The following is a 15,985-nucleotide window of genomic DNA, read 5'->3' as shown; positions in this document are numbered from 1 at the left end:
CTGCGTTATTAACGCAAGTCAGTTTTCCCCTCTGCGGCGAGTCCAAGCTTTTTTAACAAACGAATTGCATCTGCCTTTTCCGAAGGTTCCAGTCCATCCACCGCATCAATGATCACCTGGTGGTGCTGAGGAAAGATTTGTGTGAACAGATGTCTTCCTTCCTCCGTCAATTCAGCGTATATGACACGCCGATCTTCCTTGGATGCTCGACGAATCAGCAGATTTTTGTTCTGAAGCTTGTCCACAACATACGTGATATTGCCACTGGACATTAACACTTTCTCACCGATCTTTTGCAACGCCTGCGGCCCTTTATGGTATAACAAATCAAGCACGCCAAATTCTGTCGTATTCAGTCCATGACTCTGGATATCCCGGTTGGACCTGGATGTAACGGAATTATATGCGCGAGCGAGAACCACAAATAATTGTAAAGACAGTTCCCGATTGTCCTCGTTGTTCGGCATTTCTTAATCCTCCATCAGTTGTTTACATTTCGACCTGCGCCTGAAGATCGTATCTGCTCCCACTCTTCGCGCAGCATTCCCATACGAATTGAATCATAATGTTTGCCATCCACGATGCGGCATTTGCGCATACGTCCTTCCACTTGCAGTCCAGCCTTCGAAGCTGAACGCATCATCCGTTCATTGCCTGACCAGGTTGTCAATCCAACCCGGGCCAGGGGCAATTGCTCGAATAAGTGACTGGACCACATCTGAATTACTCGCGTGCCGATCCCGCGCCCCCATTGGGCTGATCGATATAGCACTATTCCCATTTCCAGCCACAAGGATGGACGATGTTCCCAATAATAGCTGATTGTACCGACGATTCGGCCATTCAACTCAATAATTCGAATGGATTCCGGATCAGCATTGCTCTGAGTTGCTTCAAGTCTTCTTAACATGCTCCGTTCGAAGTCTTCGTAGCTCTCATGTTCAAGGGCATAATATGGCGCATCCCATTGTTTCCATTCCGGTACGTCTTCACTGTAGATCAATTCATAGAGTTCAGTCAGATCCTCTTTCTCCACACATCGAAGAACAATCTCACCATCCACTAACGGGTTTTCCCTCATCTATGCAATGACCTCACTTTCCGTTCATGAACGATGACGCTCATCGATGCTGCCATCATCCTTCGCAAGAATGACGGTGTCCGCCATTTTAATAAACAGTCCATTATCGACAACACCTGGGAGCATATTTAACTGAACGTTAAGCTCCGCAGCATGTTCTATGGCTTCCATGCGGCAATCTGCAATGAGGTTTCCATTATCCGTAAGATAACGTTGATCCCCATCCATGCGCCATTCCGGGTGACACCCAAGTTTCTCCAGCGCCTGGAAGGTCCATTCTGAAGCAAACGGAACCACTTCAACTGGCAACGGGAATTTTCCCAGCTTTTGTACGGCTTTGCTGCCATCGGCCACAATAATCAGTTTGTCGCTGTTTGCAGCTACAATTTTTTCACGCAAAAGCGCACCGCCGCCACCTTTGATCAGGTTAAACTCGGGGTCAACTTCATCTGCACCGTCAATGGTCAGATCCAGACGTCCAATTTGATCAAATGGAACGATCGGAATTCCCCACTCTTTGGCGAGCTTGTCCGATGCTTCCGAAGTAGCTACAGCCTGAATGTTCAACCCTTCGCGTACCCTCTCACCAATTCGACAAATAGCGTAATACGCCGTTGACCCTGTACCCAATCCAACCTTCATTCCATCTTGAACATATTCTGCCGCGCGCTCAGCTGCTATCTGTTTAAGATTCATCTATAAACCCCCGCCTGCTCATGATTTGAGAAATGCATACTGTAGTTATTATAGATAAAACCGCTTCCGATGTATATCTGTGCATGACGTGTTCAACTGGGAGACTTGGCCTGTTTCTCTGCTTCACATGTATCATTGATGTTGCTTATGTACATTCTTGGTTAGATTCTCCTCCCTGATATCTTATTTGTGTGGCAGAAGAAAGTCCGTTTTCTGTCGTTTTCACTATTTTTTCAATGTTTTAGGATGTTTTTTAACCCACCATGTTATAGAATACAGAATGAAACTAAAAAATGGGAATTATTTTAAATAAACAGTTCTAAATACCTACATCTTACTTTCATATGTCCATAAATACGTAAAATATTAAAAAAGTTTTAACAAAACTATTCAATTTGACGACATTTTATACGACATATTAAGTATAGATGTGTTTTAATAATTAGACACCCATGGGTATCTAGGTAAAAATATCTCTACATAGCGACCAGGAACCCAAGACCATGGTCTCATATTATGCCTTTGGAGGGGATACGGGAATGACTTAATTTGCATCATGAAGACATCAGCATATTATCAATTCAAAGAAGATCAGGAGTGGACTTTAGTGAAATCATTAAGTTGGAAAAGCATGTCTTTTTTCTCCAAAAATCTGTTGCTTTCATTTACTAACATTATTATTATCGGCGTGGCACTTATTGCCAGCAGCTATTACTTTCAAAAAACGATTCTCGTCGACCAGCTACATGGCCAAGTAGAACAAATTACCAAGAAATGGGCAGAGGGTATTGATTCCACCGAAGTGCAGGCTGCTATTGCAGAAGGCAATTATGATGGAAAAGCACAAACCAAATTGCGTGCCTATTTCGATGAAATGCAGCAATATTATCCTAACATTGCACAAGCCTACATCTTTGGCGTCGAGCTGGGTGGAGATAACAAGCGGTTAACTTCCCTTGTTGCTATGCCAACCAATCTAAAGGAAGCCTTCCAGAGTGAAAATGTAAATATCGGGGACATGTATGAACAGCCTGTCGTTGTGGCAAATGCACTGAAAGAAATGCTGAATACTGATCGCCCGACGTTCACCACATTTTATTCCGACGATTTCGGTACCTGGACAACCATTGCTTATCCTATCAAGGATAGTAACGGCAAGATCTACTCTTACTTTGCAGTCGATGCAGACGCATCAGCAGTACCTGCCGGACTGAACAAATTGCTTAAGAACGGAATTATCATCCTGGTAGCGTTCCTGCTGTTGTTCCTGATTATCCAATATCTTGTTGTCAAAAACACGCTTTCCCCTATTCGTCACCTGATCAAAGGGATTGATGACGTAAGCCGGGGTAATTTGAATGTCAAAATTCCGACAGGCAAAGACGATCTGGGCATTGTGAACGAAAAGTTCAATACCATGGTTCGCAAGATCAACGACACCATTGTCAAAGTGCAACTCACTTCGCAAGAAGTTAACGAGTCTGCCAAGGAATTGTATGAAGTCTCCGAAAGAAACAGCGAGAATGCTGATTCTATTAATAGCAACGTTACTCAGATTACATCCAATATTCGTGCACAGGAACAGGCAACCCGGGATAGTGCCCGTGCGATGTCCGAGATGGCTATCGTCATTCAGACTATTGCCAGCAGTTCAGCGAGCGTAGCTGATGAGGCCTATGAGATGGAACGTCGATCCCAACAAGGAAACAGTGTGGTTCGTCAGGTGTCCGAACAGATGAATCTGATTACGGAATCTGTTAAAAACACCGCTTCTGCCATTCAGGTTCTGGAGAGCCGCTCTCAGGAAATTGGCGATATTCTGAACATCATCTCAGGCATTTCCAGCCAGACGAACTTGCTTGCACTCAACGCATCCATTGAAGCAGCACGTGTTGGTGAAGAAGGCCGAGGATTCGCGGTTGTAGCAGGTGAAGTACGTAAGCTTGCCGAGCAGTCCGAACAATCCACGAGCCAGGTTGCTGTACTGATCCAGGAGATTCAGGCAGAAATCAGACAAGCCGTTCGTGCGATGGAACAAGGAACGTCTGAAGTGGATACCGGGCTAAGTGTAGCTGATCAAACCGGTCAATTGTTCGAAGAAATTCTTGAAGCAGCCAAGAAAGTATCGAATCAGATTCAGGAAGTATCCAGTGCTACAGAAGAAATTTCTGCAGGTACAGAAGAAATGACCGCAACTGCGGATGATTTGTCTGCGAGTGTGAGTAAGACAGCTGACAACAGTGAACGGATTTCTTCATCCGTTGATGAACAAAAAGCATCACTGATTACACTTGTTGATTCCTCTACCCGTTTGAACAGCATGTCTGAGGAACTGCAAGAACTGATTTCGCATTTTAATGTAAGCAAACAATAATTCAACCCACAACTTGAACAGTTTGAACCAAGGAGGAACAACTGAAGTGGTCGAAAATCAATCATCATCTCCCCAAACAGTGGAATCTGGCCTGCCGGTTCTTCAGATTCCACTGGATTTTGGGCGCCGTCAACAATCATTCACTTATGAGTCTACTCATATTTCACTGGAATCGTCCCTGGGTCGGGAACTGAAACAAAAATTCGGCTCAGAGGGCGTGTATCCAGCTTTATTGTCTGCCTACGCAGCCTTGTTGTTCCGTTTATCAGCTGAGCAGGAACTTGCCATCGGCACGCTGGCTCCCGATCAGGCAGCTTCCCATGTGTTATTGCAGATTCAAGGCAAGTTAACCTTTAAAGATCTGATTCATCAGATTTCAGATCAACTCCAGCTTCATTACACGCTCCAAGCGGGAGGTAATCCGGAAACGCTGTTCATGTTTAACAGTGTACAGCTGCCTAAAGCTCCTCAATTGTTAAATTGGAATATTCGTGATGATCAGAATATGCTCACGCTGGATCTGTTCTATGACAGGTCACTTTTAAATGAATCTACGGTCACAAGATATGCAGAGTACTATCAGACTCTTCTTCTGGCTATGTTGCGTGACCAAGACAAGGCCATCGGCACAGTGGACATTTTATCCGCTTCAGACCGGCTGCTATACCGAGAAATGAATGATACCGCCGTTCTCGAACCGGAGCATCAGACGATTCATGGCTGGTTCGAAGCAACAGCAGCCGAATATCCGGAATCGCCAGCAATTACGTCATCAACTGGTCGGTACACCTATAGAGAATTGAACGAACGTGCCAATCAGGTTGCCCGTGTGCTGTTATCCAACGGATTGCAAAAAGGAGAATTCGTCAGCATCTTTATGGAGCGGAGTCTGGAAACGATTATTTCTTTGCTCGGTATTCTCAAAGCTGGCGGAGTCTACGTTCCTGTCGATCCTGAGCATCCACAAGAACGCAACAGTTATATTGTCGAAGATACAGCTTCATCATTTGTCCTGACCAAAGAGTCCTCTTTACCTGAAGCTTCACGGTTATTCTCAGGAATTACTACCGTTCGCCAAATCCTGGCCGTGGACGGACGCCTTGCCGGATTTGCAGCAAGCAACCCCAATCTGGATATTCAGCCAGACGACCTGGCGTATATCATCTATACCTCGGGATCTACCGGCAAGCCCAAAGGTGCACTTATTGCCCATCGGGGTGTTGCCAATCTCGGTAGTGTGGTGCAACGGGATTGCGATATTCAACCAGGTGACGTATTAACCCAGTTTGCTACATACAGCTTCGATGCATCAGTGTGGGATACGATTGGCGCCTTGTTCTACGGAGCAGAACTGTACCTGTTGTCGGCGGAAGAACGTGTATCCGTTGAAGAATTTGCAAGTGCAATTGAGCGCACAGGCACAACGATTATTACAATACTGCCAACCATCTTTTTCAACCAGCTTGCTTCCTTCCTATCTGATGAAGGCTTCCACAAGCTGGCCAAAGTCAAAATCATTACCGTGGCTGGAGAAGCACTGTATGGTGAGCAGGTTCGTGCCTTCCAGCGCAAATTCGGCAACCAAATTGATATCGTCAATGTATACGGACCTACGGAATGTACGGTAGCAACAGCGACCCATCGAATTAGTGAGCAAGTTCCGGAAAGTGTCGTTAACATTCCAATCGGCAGACCGATTCATAACTATAAAGTGTATATCGTCAATGAAGAACAGCAGTTATGCCCGGTAGGCGTTCCTGGCGAGGTATATATAGCAACACCCGCCCTGGCCAAAGGTTATCTGAACCAGCCAGAGCGTACAGCGCAGGCATTCATTGAAAATCCATTTGCCATCGATGAGAAAATCTATAAGTCTGGCGATATTGCCAAAATGCTCGATAACGGACAGCTGGAATATGTCGGACGCAGCGACTCCCAGTTAAAAATCCGAGGTCACCGAATTGAGATTGGTGAGATTGAGGACCATTTTGCCCGTCTTGATCAAGTTCAGGATGTTGCCGTGATTCCGAAAAAAGAATCGGATGGTCAAAACATGCTCGTAGGGTACTTTACATCCAAAGATGGCAGTACACTTTCCGTTGCAGACATTAAAGCCGAGCTGACGGTTAAGCTTCCTTCCTATTTTGTACCTAAATGGATTTGTCAGCTTGATGAAATGCCGATCGCACCGACAGGCAAAATAAATCGCAAAGCGATGGTATCTCTGCCACATGTAGAGCGTCATGAAGATCGACCTGATCGGGTACTACCGGAGACGAAAACCGAAGCGATTATTCTGGAATCCTGGAAAGAAATTCTTCAGCACGATGACTTTGGTGTGGAGGATAGCTTCTTCGCCATTGGTGGCGATTCTCTTCGGGTCATCCATGTATTGGTCATTCTGAAGCCGCATTATCCACAGCTGAAAATTGCCGACTTTTTTGCCGAGAAAACAATTCGTGCCCTGGCACAACGCGTGGAGACGCTGGCTCAAGCTAAAGAAGAAACTGCCCATTCCTCTGTGAATGACGGCGTAATCACCCAATTGTCAGAACATCCTGTAGAGCTGAAATCCCAGATTGGATATCCGGAAATTCTGAATCCCGAGCATGTGCTCCTGACAGGAGCTACCGGATATCTTGGATCCCATGTGCTGCAACAGTTAATTCTAACTTCGAATACACGCATCTATACTCTTGTTCGCCGCCCCGCAGACGGAAGCTCTGCGATGGAACGACTGAGCAGCGTCATGAAAGGTTACTTTGGACCGGAACTGCTACCTCTCCTCGCATCCCGCGTCGAGATTATCGAAGGCGATCTGGAGCAACCGAATCTTGGTCTTTCAGTCGAGCAGACAACTTACGTGCAAGAACGAATTGACCGTGTGATACACTGCGCTGCGGATGTACGACATTTCGGGGATGTAGCACAATTCGCCAAAACCAATGTGGATGGAACCACCGCATTGCTTAAGCTCGTTCGCAGTAAACCAGGTGCCTCCTTCCACCATGTATCCACGATGGGGATACCGGAAGATCTTGCACTCAGTGGACAGTGGGAGTCTTCATTGCAATATGATCGCTTCCCAGCGGACCTGCACGTGGACAACCTGTACTCGGACAGCAAGCTTGAAGCCGAGAAAGTGCTTATGATTGCTGCTGAAGAAGGTGTACCTGTGAGCATCTATCGTGCAGGTAACCTGACCTGTCATTCCGAGACGGGACGTTTCCAGTCTAATATCGATAGCAACGCCTTTTACCGTATGATTAAAGCGATGTTATTGCTGGGCAAAGCTCCGGCAGCCGACTGGATGGTTGATTTTACACCTATTGATTATGCAAGTCAGGCAATTGTACATCTGGCATTACGTCAGGATACAGCAGGACGTGTATTCCATATCTGTAACCCGGAACCTATCAGCTATGATGATCTGATCCGATCTGTAAATCGGGCTGGATATGAAGTGGAGACTCTGCCTTTTGCAGAATACACCAGCTGGTTGTTCGATGGCAGTGTGAGCAAGGACCCTGAGGCGCTTCAACTGGCTATCGCCCAGCTTGAAGGAGACGGTGCCAAGGATTCGGCATATGTGTATGCTTCTCCTGTAACAACCGCTTATGTGGAACCAGCCGGCATTACATGCGCCAAAACAGATGATCATTTCATCTCAAAAATGCTGGAACATGCCATCGAGATTGGTTATTTCCCTAAGGCCGTCCGACCGCAGTTTGGTACTTCGCCAACAATGGAATAACTCCAATAAAGTGAATGCATATATTGCATCCATTAATGAATATAAAGAAGCCACCTCAACGTCAGTGATGACGGATAAGGTGGCTTCTTTTCTTCATGAAGGCTTCTCAAATCAAGCGGATCAAGGCAATGGCAGCCAAATGTGCAGGATAAAAATAACGCCAAATCCAACGCGGACCTTTCAGACGGAAGCCTGCGTTATAATACTGGGCCATTGCAATTCCTGCCGTAGCAATCACGCTGTACATCTGAATAGAGCTGCTGTGCAGAAAAATATACAACACATTTAAGAGTAGATGAGCCACTACCAGTACTGGACCCTGGAAGTAACGGAATAGCAATACAAGCAGTAAGCCATACATACCGTAATCCATATGGGTCATTTCCATGATCAAGCCTGCACCGACGACAATCGGGATACTCAGCATACGTACCGGAAGTTTATCGAGCACGATCAATACAAGCAGGGCAGACCACAATGTCCATACCACATTCAGCGAAAAATGATTAAAAGCCGCCATAAACGGCAATTGAGAGATCACTGCTATCCAGAACAATCGCCATATGTATTTTTGTACGTTGCGCGTATGTTTATAACCGATATAAACGGCAAAAGCATAGATTGGAAAAGCTATCCGACCAATGATCCGCAGCTCACCCACCTGTGGATAAAAGACGGCTCCTATATGATCGATCAACATCGTGATCATGGCTATCCATTGCATCATTTTGTGCTAATCCCTCCTGCTTATCCTGAACTTTAGGGTTCTCCAAGTCTTTCTTATATATGAAGTTCATAATACATGAACTTGGTGTCCAGCGTATAGCCTTCCGACTCATATAATGCCTGAGCCTTCTTGTTGCTTATCGCCGTAGAGAGCACTATTCGTACAGCCCCACTCTCATTTCCCCATAGTCGTGCAGCTTCCAGCAGCTTACGCGCAATTCCTCGCTGGCGATGATCCGCATGTACGTACAGATCATTTAGTACCCAGATTGGCCTCATGGACACTGAACTAAAGCTAGGATACAGCTGTATAAATCCACCAAACTCACCCGCTAAGGGTCTATTCGTCAAACTGCACTCCTCTTCCTTTTCTGTCTCCAATTCCGATTCTGCAATCAAAATTACGGATTCATTGCGTTCCATTCGTTCTTTTATGTATTCACTTGCTCCCTCCAGATCGGTACGCTGTTCGTAAAACATTCTATAGTCATTTAACAACTGTGCCACTCCGTTAACATCGCTAAGCTCAGCACGTCTGATCCGATACGCCATCTTCCCTCATCTCCTTATGTACAACGTCTACCTACTTCATTCCATCCTCTTATTTTAAGGCAGATCCGAAAATCTCCCCATTCATCATCTGCATCAAAGTTTGTAATATATTTCGATAATCCAAACTTAAAAGTATATTTCAGTGGAAGCGTCGCACACTATAGTCAGATTACAGGCTCGGCATTACAGCATAGGGAGGCGAAACTGAAATGGAAAAAGACAATATCTATGAACAGGTTAAAGCTAATCTGTTGGGTGTTGCCGACATAATCTATCAGCCTTTTCAAGTTGGACCTTTCCATTGTGAACTCATCTATATTCAGTCCATTGTGGATACCCCTACCATGCGGGAAGCCATCGTCAAACCATTGCTTGAGGAAGCCTCACGAAATGAAATAGATCATCAATTCATTACTCGTGTCGTGACCGGATCATTTTTCACTCTTAACAGCCACCACTCGAATTCACCAGAAGCAATAGTGGATAATATCGTGTCAGGTAATGCAGCCTTATATATCGAGGGTATTTCGGGAATGATCCATTTTTCACTTCAAAATTATCAAAGACGTTCCGTACCGGAATCAACCAACGAAGTCGTGATTGTAGGGCCCCAGGAAGCCTTTATCGAAGATATTCATGTGAATATGTCTCTGCTTCGGCACAAAATTAAACACCCTGATTTGAAGATGATCAAATTCACCATTGGAAAATATACTAAAACCGAGGTGTTCGTTGTATATATTCAAGGGTTATGCAAAACGGACATTCTGGAAAATGTGTTGGAAAGCCTTGGTAATATTGATATGGACAGCAGCCTGGGCGTGAGTTATTTATCTGAATTTCTGGAGGATCATCCGCTCTCTCCTTTTCCGCAATATCAATATACCGAACGGCCGGATACGGTGGCTGCTGCACTGGTTGAAGGACGGATCGGGGTCATGCAGGACGGAACACCGTTTTCCCTGCTCATTCCGGTAACCTTTTTCTCTTTAATGCAGTCTTCGGAGGACTATTATCAACGATTTTATTCTGCCTCCTTTATCCGGCTTATTCGTCTGTTGTTTGCCTTTATAGCCTTCCTGCTGCCATCCTTTTATGTCGCCGTTACTACATTTCACCCGGAAATCATTCCGACCAACCTGCTGATTACGATTGCTTCTGCGAGAGAAAACATTCCCTTCCCTGCCTTGATTGAAGCGCTCATTATGGAAGTAACTTTTGAAGGTTTGCGCGAAGCGGGGATTCGTATTCCGAAGCCGCTGGGCCAAACGGTGTCTATTATCGGTGGGATTGTTATTGGTCAGGCGGCTGTACAGGCTGGGATAGTCTCAGCACCACTGGTTATTGTCGTATCCATCACAGGTATTGCCGCCTTTATCATCCCGCACTTCGAGCTCGGACTGGCCTTCCGGCTACTTCGTTTTCCGGTACTGTTTATGGGCGGAACGCTGGGTCTGTTCGGCATTGTGATCTCGATCTATCTGATCTATTGGTACATGGTTAGTCTGCGTTCATTTGGCGTACCATACATGCAGCCCTTTGCCCCCCTCGTGCTGCGTGATATCAAGGATACTATCGTTCGTGTGCCTTGGTTCCTGATGAAGAAGCGACCAGCAGCCTACGAAGATGCTAATAAGAAAAGGCAAAAAACATGAAAACGTTGATGGTTACAACCAAACTGAGTGTCGTTATGATATGCGTTTTACTGTGCAGTGGCTGCTGGTCCAAAGTAGAGATAAATGAACGTACGTTTATTACAGCCATGTATGTTGATAAAGGTGAAAAACCGGGTGAAATCGATATTTCACTAAGTATGCCACTGCCCAACCGTCTCTCTCCGGAAGGAACGGGGGGGCCCGGAAAAAATCCATATGCTCTCGTTTCGGCTACCGCATCCACCATCGCTGACGCCATGGAGAAAATCCAAACAGATCTCACACGAAAGATTTCCTGGGGGCACACACGGGTAGTGGTATTCGGTGAGGCATACGCCAGAGAGGGAATTCAAGATGCGATGGAATGGATCTCACGTGAACCTTTGTTCCATCTTAGCAGTTACGTCATGGTTTCGAAGGGCAGAGCCAGAGACGTGGCTGATCTGACTCCGGTTTTCGAAGAAACACCCAGCGATGTGTTAAGAGAATTTGCAACCGAAGAAAACATGTTAAAGACGCAAATGCTCAGTGTACTTATGGCTGACAAAATGAATCAGGGCTTTGCCGCCCCCTTGCTGGAATCAAAAGGAACCGCGATGGCAAGTGAGGATAATAGACGAAAGCAATGGACCAGTCAGAGAGGTGGCGCTCTTTTCAAACAGATGAAGATGGTTGATTCGATCTCGCCCGATGAAACAAGGACCATCGCCTGGGCCAATCGCAAATTGGATACCTTGGCCGTCTCCGTGGAAACCGATGATGAGAAAGCGAGCATGACGGTCTATAATATGAATTCCAAAATCAAGGTCAGGCTTGTCAATGGACAACCTTTCTTTGACATCACTTTGCGGGGGCAAGCAGAGCTGAATTCCGTGATTCCGATTCTCAAGGTAAAAGATATTGTGGGTGTGAAACAGATCGAGCAAAAGGCCAATGAAAAAGTGAGCACCTTTCTAACAGACGCAATAAGGACCGGCCAACGTAAGAAAGCCGATATTCTGATGCTCGGTTATCGCCTAGAATGGGCTTATCCTCGGGTCTGGGAACAGTTGCGCCCCGTTTGGAATGATTATGTCAAAAACGAATTGCAGTTTAATGTGCATGCCCAAATCAACATCCAGTTCGTAGGTTCGGAATCCAGCTACTGATAGGAACAGAGGAAAGCTTCAGGCCACTTTAGGAGGTAAACCAATGATTGCTGTTGTTTTGTTTGCCGTACTGTACATACTCGAGTGGCCCATGATTAAGTCCAGCAAAAAAGGAATGAAACGGACCTATTTCGTTCTGCTGGGGATATTTCTGCTGTGGAATACGTTGGCTGTCTCTGTACCGAGCTGGCCTAATCCCAATGATGTCATCAGGCTGGTCTTTGGCTGGGCAGACCGCTTGTTTGGCTAAGAAAGGAGCACGCCATGATCAAATTGTCAGCCGGACAGGCGTACCGTTTTATGTTTGTCTACCTATATTCCGAACCCATTGCTTTCCTTCTGCAGCGCTTGTTCAAAATGAGCGGTTATCAAGGGTGGATATCCATCCTTGGCGGGTTTGCGATTAGTCTGATTCTTCTCTTTTTCACATACAGATTGGGAGCCGTTCACCCTGATCGACCCTGGATTGATTTTGGTGAAGAAATTGTGGGTAAGGTCATTCACAAGCTGTTCCTCGGTCTCATTGTGTTGCTGTGCCTGTATTTGATATCTGTTGACGTAGAGAATTTCATCGTTTTTCTGCAATCCATGTATTTACCCGAGACACCCATATGGCTGACAGCAACTATAACCATTTTATGTATCAGCCTTTCAGCACGCTCGGGTTTAATTACCATTGTCTATTTATCAGAAGGGATATTTCTGGTGCAAGTCTTCACGTCTACTTTTCTCATGCCTGCTGTAATGGGTGGAGGAAATCCTGACGTCCTTCTTGCCATGGTAACTCATCATGATCTGAAAGAAATATTGACAGGCTCGATTTCAACCATGCCTTGGTTTTCAGAATGGATGATGTTCCTATTCCTCGCCCCTGCCATTGCTTTCAGGCGGCCGCTTCTACGAAGTATGTTATTTGCAGGCTCTACACTTGCATTATTCATTATCGTGTTCTGGATGTTTACTTTAATGAATTTTGGACCTTACGAAGCCAGCAGTCTTCGCTACCCTTTGCTGGAGATGATACGTTTTGCCCGTTACGGCGATTTTCTGGATAACCTGGATCCCTTCCTGATTGCCATCTGGTCTACGACCATGTTTACGCGCAGCTCGTTTCTGTTATACGTCGCATCCATTTGTCTTGCTAAACTTACTGGGGTCCGGAAGGATAGGACGGTCGTCTATCTGCTGGCAGGAACAGCGGCTTCATATGTACTTCAGTATGCAAAAGACGCGGCTTCTTATGAATTAGCCATTCGTTCTTTCGCCATTGCTACATATGGCGTACTTATCGAATGCATGCCTATATTGTATGTTGTTGTTTACTGGCTGCGTTTCGGGAAAGGCAAAAAGACGAGCGAGGCTTCTTCCGCCCCGTCGCCTTGACTTTGAATTCAGTTCAGTTCAACTTTTTTCGCTTGTGGGTAAGGATCTGTATCTGGGAAAATGACCCCTTTTTTCAAAATCAAATTGGCATACTGCGCACGTTCACCGGTTGCAACAATGACATAGGCGCGAGAAGCTCTCTCATAAAACGCGAAACGCTCTTCATGATCAAAGGCATCCGTTATGCCCTCATGGTCAAGAATCAGCCTGCGATAGTCTTCCCAGATGATGGGCACCACTTGATCCCCCTTGACGACCTGCATAACGGCTGCCGGACGCTCAGCGTACGTATCGAGTGGATACAAACTTAAAATGGCATCCAGTAACTCCACTGTACCGAGCGCATCACAGCGAATCAGCCGCTGGGCATGACTAGCTGCGGGGAAGTTGCCATCAGCCAGTACCAGCTCGTCTCCATGGCCCATTTCAGACATGATCTTTAGCAGTTCCGGAGGTATTATTGCGGGAATGTTCTTCAGCATACTCAGCTCTCCTCAGTCAGCTCCAGAATTAGCTGGAGCAGATTCGTCTTCGTAACCTCACCATCATGTAGCCCAATTACCGCGATACAGCGGCACTTCCATTTTATCAGTAATTTCCAACGTTTGCATATTTCAATGTTCGCATAACGGTTATTCCAAAGTGAATTCACATATGAACGGATCTTATCACTGCGCTGATATTCATAAATCCGTTTTGACAAAATTAATTGTTTAGCATATAGTTGTTATAACAAGTAAATGAATTGAGGCTATTTTGCTTAAAGAAAGAGAGGATTATATGGGGAACGACTATTCGCTCGATCAATCCATTGGATTCATGCTGGGCATGACACATCGCAAGGCGTCGGCTTTACTAGCCATACGATTCAAACCCTATGATATTACGACAGAGCAGTTTTCCGTTTTGTTCAATATCGGCAGAGGCGAAGGCGTGAATCAGAAGGAAGTCGCTACTCGCGTTTATAAGGACCAGCCCACAACTGCCCGCATTATTGATCTGTTGGAAAAGAAAGGCTGGGTCGAGCGCCGGACCAGTGAACAGGATCGCAGAGCCTACTTGCTCTATTTGACCGAAGAAGGAAAAAAATTGCTTGACCAGCTTGTTCCGCTCGAAAGAGAAATGAATAAAAATCTGATTGAAGGTATACCCGAAGACCAGATGGAAGCATTTAGACATACTCTTTCCCTCATGAACAGCAACCTGTAACGAATTTTACACCAAGGGGGAATGAACAACTAATGAAATCACAATCATCGCAAGTCAAACTATGGACCACCGATTTTATCCTGCTCATGTTATGTAACTTTCTACTCTTTCTACAACTTCACATGATTGTATCCCCACTGCCTTCTTATGTGCAGGACCGTTTTCACGCCAATGCCTTTGAAGTCAGCCTCTTTACCTGTCTTTTTGCCCTTAGCGCCATTGCTGCCCGGCTCTATTCAGCCAAAGCATTAGAGAAGGGTCTTCGTAATGCCATGATCTATATTGGCCTGACAGTTGCCTTACTCGCTACACTTGGATATTATTTTGCTGCTGGGATTGCGGTCCTGTTGTTGCTGCGGATGGTGTTCGGTATCGGATTCGGTATGAGTAGCACGGCTTTCCCGACTATGGCGTCGGATATTGTGCCTGTGAAACGGATGGGTGAAGGTATGGGCTATTTCGGTCTGTCCACAAGCTTGGCCATGTCCATGGGTCCCATTATTGGGGTCACCGTGCTTCAGGGTGCCGGGTTCGTGACACTCATGTTATGTACGGCAGGTGTTATTGTGGTCATCTATCCGCTCAGCTATTCACTGACACGCAAGAAAGCTCGTAGGGTCAATGATGAGGCGATACCAACGCCACCCGTTGGAACTGCTGCAATATCAGGCACCAAGGTAAAGACACCTTTCAACCGCAAACTGATTCTGCCAAGTGTATTGAATTGTTTGCTGTCCATCACGTATGGCGGACTGGTCGGATTCATCGTTTTGTACGGAAAGGAAGCCAACCTGGCTAACCCTGCATTGTTCTTTTTGTTTAATGCTCTCGCTGTACTGCTGGTTAGACCGTTTGCAGGTCGGATCTATGACAGTAAAGGTCCAAAAGCGTTACTGATTCCCGGAGCGATATTCATCGCTGCTGGACTGATCATGCTCTCTTACGCTTCGTCGATGTCCATCTTGTTTGTCGCTGCATTTTTATATGGAATCGGATATGGTTCGATACAGTCTTCCATGCAGACCTGGATGATTCAGATTGTATCCCCCTCACAGCGCGGTATGGCTAACGGCATGTTTCTGAATACGCTGGATCTGGGGATTGCTCTGGGAGCACTTCTGCTGGGCGCTATTGCTTCCATAACAAGTTATACCGATATGTACCGTTATTCCACTGTGTTCATGATCCTATTTCTCCTGATATACCTGATTCAAGGGAAACGAAATGGAGGTTTTGCGGTGCCTGTGCATCCGCTATTGTCTCATACACATATCGCTGCGCAGGATTCCGATCGGCATGAGCATACCGAAACTGCATCTGAAAATAACACAACTACTCAGCAAAAAGATAATTGATGCAAATACACTGCTATCCTTCGATTCATTAAAACGCGTTTACTCTGTGAGG

At 45.8% G+C, this 15,985-nt stretch carries 14 protein-coding genes; 8 read left to right on the top strand and 6 right to left on the bottom strand.

The window, feature by feature from the left end:
* Positions 1–8: 8 nt before the first annotated feature.
* From ACDJ58_RS09425 to rpiA, 3 genes are read right to left on the bottom strand one after another with little or no spacing between them, the layout of a single operon-like run.
* Positions 9–467, bottom strand: a complete 459-nt coding sequence (locus ACDJ58_RS09425; protein ID WP_024630132.1) for a MarR family winged helix-turn-helix transcriptional regulator — start codon at positions 465–467, stop codon at positions 9–11.
* Positions 468–481: 14 nt separating this feature from the next.
* Positions 482–1,081 carry a GNAT family N-acetyltransferase gene (locus ACDJ58_RS09420; RefSeq protein ID WP_413377349.1) on the bottom strand — a complete coding sequence of 200 codons (600 nt, stop codon included), beginning with the start codon at positions 1,079–1,081 and terminating at the stop codon, positions 482–484.
* A gap of 24 nt (positions 1,082–1,105) precedes the next feature.
* Complete coding sequence (gene rpiA, locus ACDJ58_RS09415; protein WP_076289446.1) at positions 1,106–1,777, bottom strand: ribose-5-phosphate isomerase RpiA; 672 nt, start codon at positions 1,775–1,777, stop codon at positions 1,106–1,108.
* Positions 1,778–2,408: 631 nt separating this feature from the next.
* On the opposite strand from rpiA, the gene ACDJ58_RS09410 reads away from it, so the two are divergent.
* A complete protein-coding gene (locus ACDJ58_RS09410; protein ID WP_413379570.1) occupies positions 2,409–4,151 on the top strand; it encodes a methyl-accepting chemotaxis protein in 1,743 nt (580 codons plus the stop codon).
* Positions 4,152–4,197: 46 nt separating this feature from the next.
* Entirely contained in the window at positions 4,198–7,905 is a 3,708-nt protein-coding gene (locus ACDJ58_RS09405; protein ID WP_413377347.1) for an amino acid adenylation domain-containing protein, read from the top strand.
* Between the two features lie 106 nt (positions 7,906–8,011).
* Here ACDJ58_RS09405 and ACDJ58_RS09400 read toward each other — a convergent pair whose 3' ends face one another.
* Together ACDJ58_RS09400 and ACDJ58_RS09395 are read right to left on the bottom strand one after the other, a co-directional pair.
* Positions 8,012–8,632 carry a TraX family protein gene (locus ACDJ58_RS09400; protein WP_413377345.1) on the bottom strand — a complete coding sequence of 207 codons (621 nt, stop codon included), beginning with the start codon at positions 8,630–8,632 and terminating at the stop codon, positions 8,012–8,014.
* A gap of 53 nt (positions 8,633–8,685) precedes the next feature.
* On the bottom strand, positions 8,686–9,183 hold the full coding sequence (locus ACDJ58_RS09395) for a GNAT family N-acetyltransferase (protein ID WP_413377343.1): 498 nt from the start codon (positions 9,181–9,183) through the stop codon (positions 8,686–8,688).
* Between the two features lie 209 nt (positions 9,184–9,392).
* Here ACDJ58_RS09395 and ACDJ58_RS09390 point away from each other — a divergent pair, with 209 nt between their 5' ends.
* The 4 genes from ACDJ58_RS09390 to ACDJ58_RS09375 are packed head-to-tail and all read left to right on the top strand — an operon-like array spanning position 9,393 to position 13,369.
* The gene (locus tag ACDJ58_RS09390; RefSeq protein ID WP_413377341.1) at positions 9,393–10,838 is read left to right on the top strand and encodes a spore germination protein; all 1,446 of its coding nucleotides are present in this window, start codon (positions 9,393–9,395) and stop codon (positions 10,836–10,838) included.
* Positions 10,835–11,986, top strand: coding sequence for a Ger(x)C family spore germination protein (locus ACDJ58_RS09385; protein ID WP_413377339.1), 1,152 nt, complete (start codon positions 10,835–10,837; stop codon positions 11,984–11,986). Before ACDJ58_RS09390 ends, ACDJ58_RS09385 begins: the two co-directional genes overlap by 4 nt.
* A 43-nt stretch (positions 11,987–12,029) precedes the next feature.
* A complete protein-coding gene (locus ACDJ58_RS09380) occupies positions 12,030–12,236 on the top strand; it encodes a hypothetical protein (protein WP_413377337.1) in 207 nt (68 codons plus the stop codon).
* A 14-nt stretch (positions 12,237–12,250) separates the two neighbouring features.
* The gene (locus tag ACDJ58_RS09375; RefSeq protein ID WP_413377335.1) at positions 12,251–13,369 is read left to right on the top strand and encodes a GerAB/ArcD/ProY family transporter; all 1,119 of its coding nucleotides are present in this window, start codon (positions 12,251–12,253) and stop codon (positions 13,367–13,369) included.
* 8 nt (positions 13,370–13,377) lie between these two features.
* Here the strand turns inward: ACDJ58_RS09375 and ACDJ58_RS09370 are convergent, their stop codons facing one another.
* The gene (locus ACDJ58_RS09370) at positions 13,378–13,851 is read right to left on the bottom strand and encodes an RbsD/FucU family protein (protein WP_379434652.1); all 474 of its coding nucleotides are present in this window, start codon (positions 13,849–13,851) and stop codon (positions 13,378–13,380) included.
* A gap of 298 nt (positions 13,852–14,149) precedes the next feature.
* Between ACDJ58_RS09370 and ACDJ58_RS09365 the strand changes: the two genes are divergently transcribed.
* Both ACDJ58_RS09365 and ACDJ58_RS09360 read left to right on the top strand, forming a co-directional pair.
* Positions 14,150–14,578 (top strand): MarR family winged helix-turn-helix transcriptional regulator, encoded by a 429-nt coding sequence (locus tag ACDJ58_RS09365; RefSeq protein ID WP_413377333.1) that lies wholly within the window; start codon positions 14,150–14,152, stop codon positions 14,576–14,578.
* Between the two features lie 32 nt (positions 14,579–14,610).
* Entirely contained in the window at positions 14,611–15,933 is a 1,323-nt protein-coding gene (locus ACDJ58_RS09360; protein WP_413377331.1) for an MFS transporter, read from the top strand.
* The last annotated feature ends 52 nt before the right edge of the window (positions 15,934–15,985 follow it).

Source organism: Paenibacillus taichungensis (assembly GCF_047302525.1).
GTDB classification, from domain to species: domain Bacteria; phylum Bacillota; class Bacilli; order Paenibacillales; family Paenibacillaceae; genus Paenibacillus; species Paenibacillus taichungensis_B.
Note: the sequence above shows the minus strand (reverse complement) of the source record. Positions and strands in the feature narration are given on the sequence as shown.

Coding starts and splice junctions, on each gene's coding strand:
- ACDJ58_RS09370 (WP_379434652.1), bottom strand. CDS start 13,851: ATGCTGAAGAACATTCCCGCAATAATACCTCCGGAACTGCTAAAGATC.
- ACDJ58_RS09390 (WP_413377341.1), top strand. CDS start 9,393: ATGGAAAAAGACAATATCTATGAACAGGTTAAAGCTAATCTGTTGGGT.
- ACDJ58_RS09425 (WP_024630132.1), bottom strand. CDS start 467: ATGCCGAACAACGAGGACAATCGGGAACTGTCTTTACAATTATTTGTG.
- ACDJ58_RS09410 (WP_413379570.1), top strand. CDS start 2,409: ATGTCTTTTTTCTCCAAAAATCTGTTGCTTTCATTTACTAACATTATT.
- ACDJ58_RS09420 (WP_413377349.1), bottom strand. CDS start 1,081: ATGAGGGAAAACCCGTTAGTGGATGGTGAGATTGTTCTTCGATGTGTG.
- ACDJ58_RS09365 (WP_413377333.1), top strand. CDS start 14,150: ATGGGGAACGACTATTCGCTCGATCAATCCATTGGATTCATGCTGGGC.
- ACDJ58_RS09400 (WP_413377345.1), bottom strand. CDS start 8,632: ATGATGCAATGGATAGCCATGATCACGATGTTGATCGATCATATAGGA.
- ACDJ58_RS09375 (WP_413377335.1), top strand. CDS start 12,251: ATGATCAAATTGTCAGCCGGACAGGCGTACCGTTTTATGTTTGTCTAC.
- ACDJ58_RS09360 (WP_413377331.1), top strand. CDS start 14,611: ATGAAATCACAATCATCGCAAGTCAAACTATGGACCACCGATTTTATC.
- ACDJ58_RS09385 (WP_413377339.1), top strand. CDS start 10,835: ATGAAAACGTTGATGGTTACAACCAAACTGAGTGTCGTTATGATATGC.
- ACDJ58_RS09395 (WP_413377343.1), bottom strand. CDS start 9,183: ATGGCGTATCGGATCAGACGTGCTGAGCTTAGCGATGTTAACGGAGTG.
- ACDJ58_RS09380 (WP_413377337.1), top strand. CDS start 12,030: ATGATTGCTGTTGTTTTGTTTGCCGTACTGTACATACTCGAGTGGCCC.
- rpiA (WP_076289446.1), bottom strand. CDS start 1,777: ATGAATCTTAAACAGATAGCAGCTGAGCGCGCGGCAGAATATGTTCAA.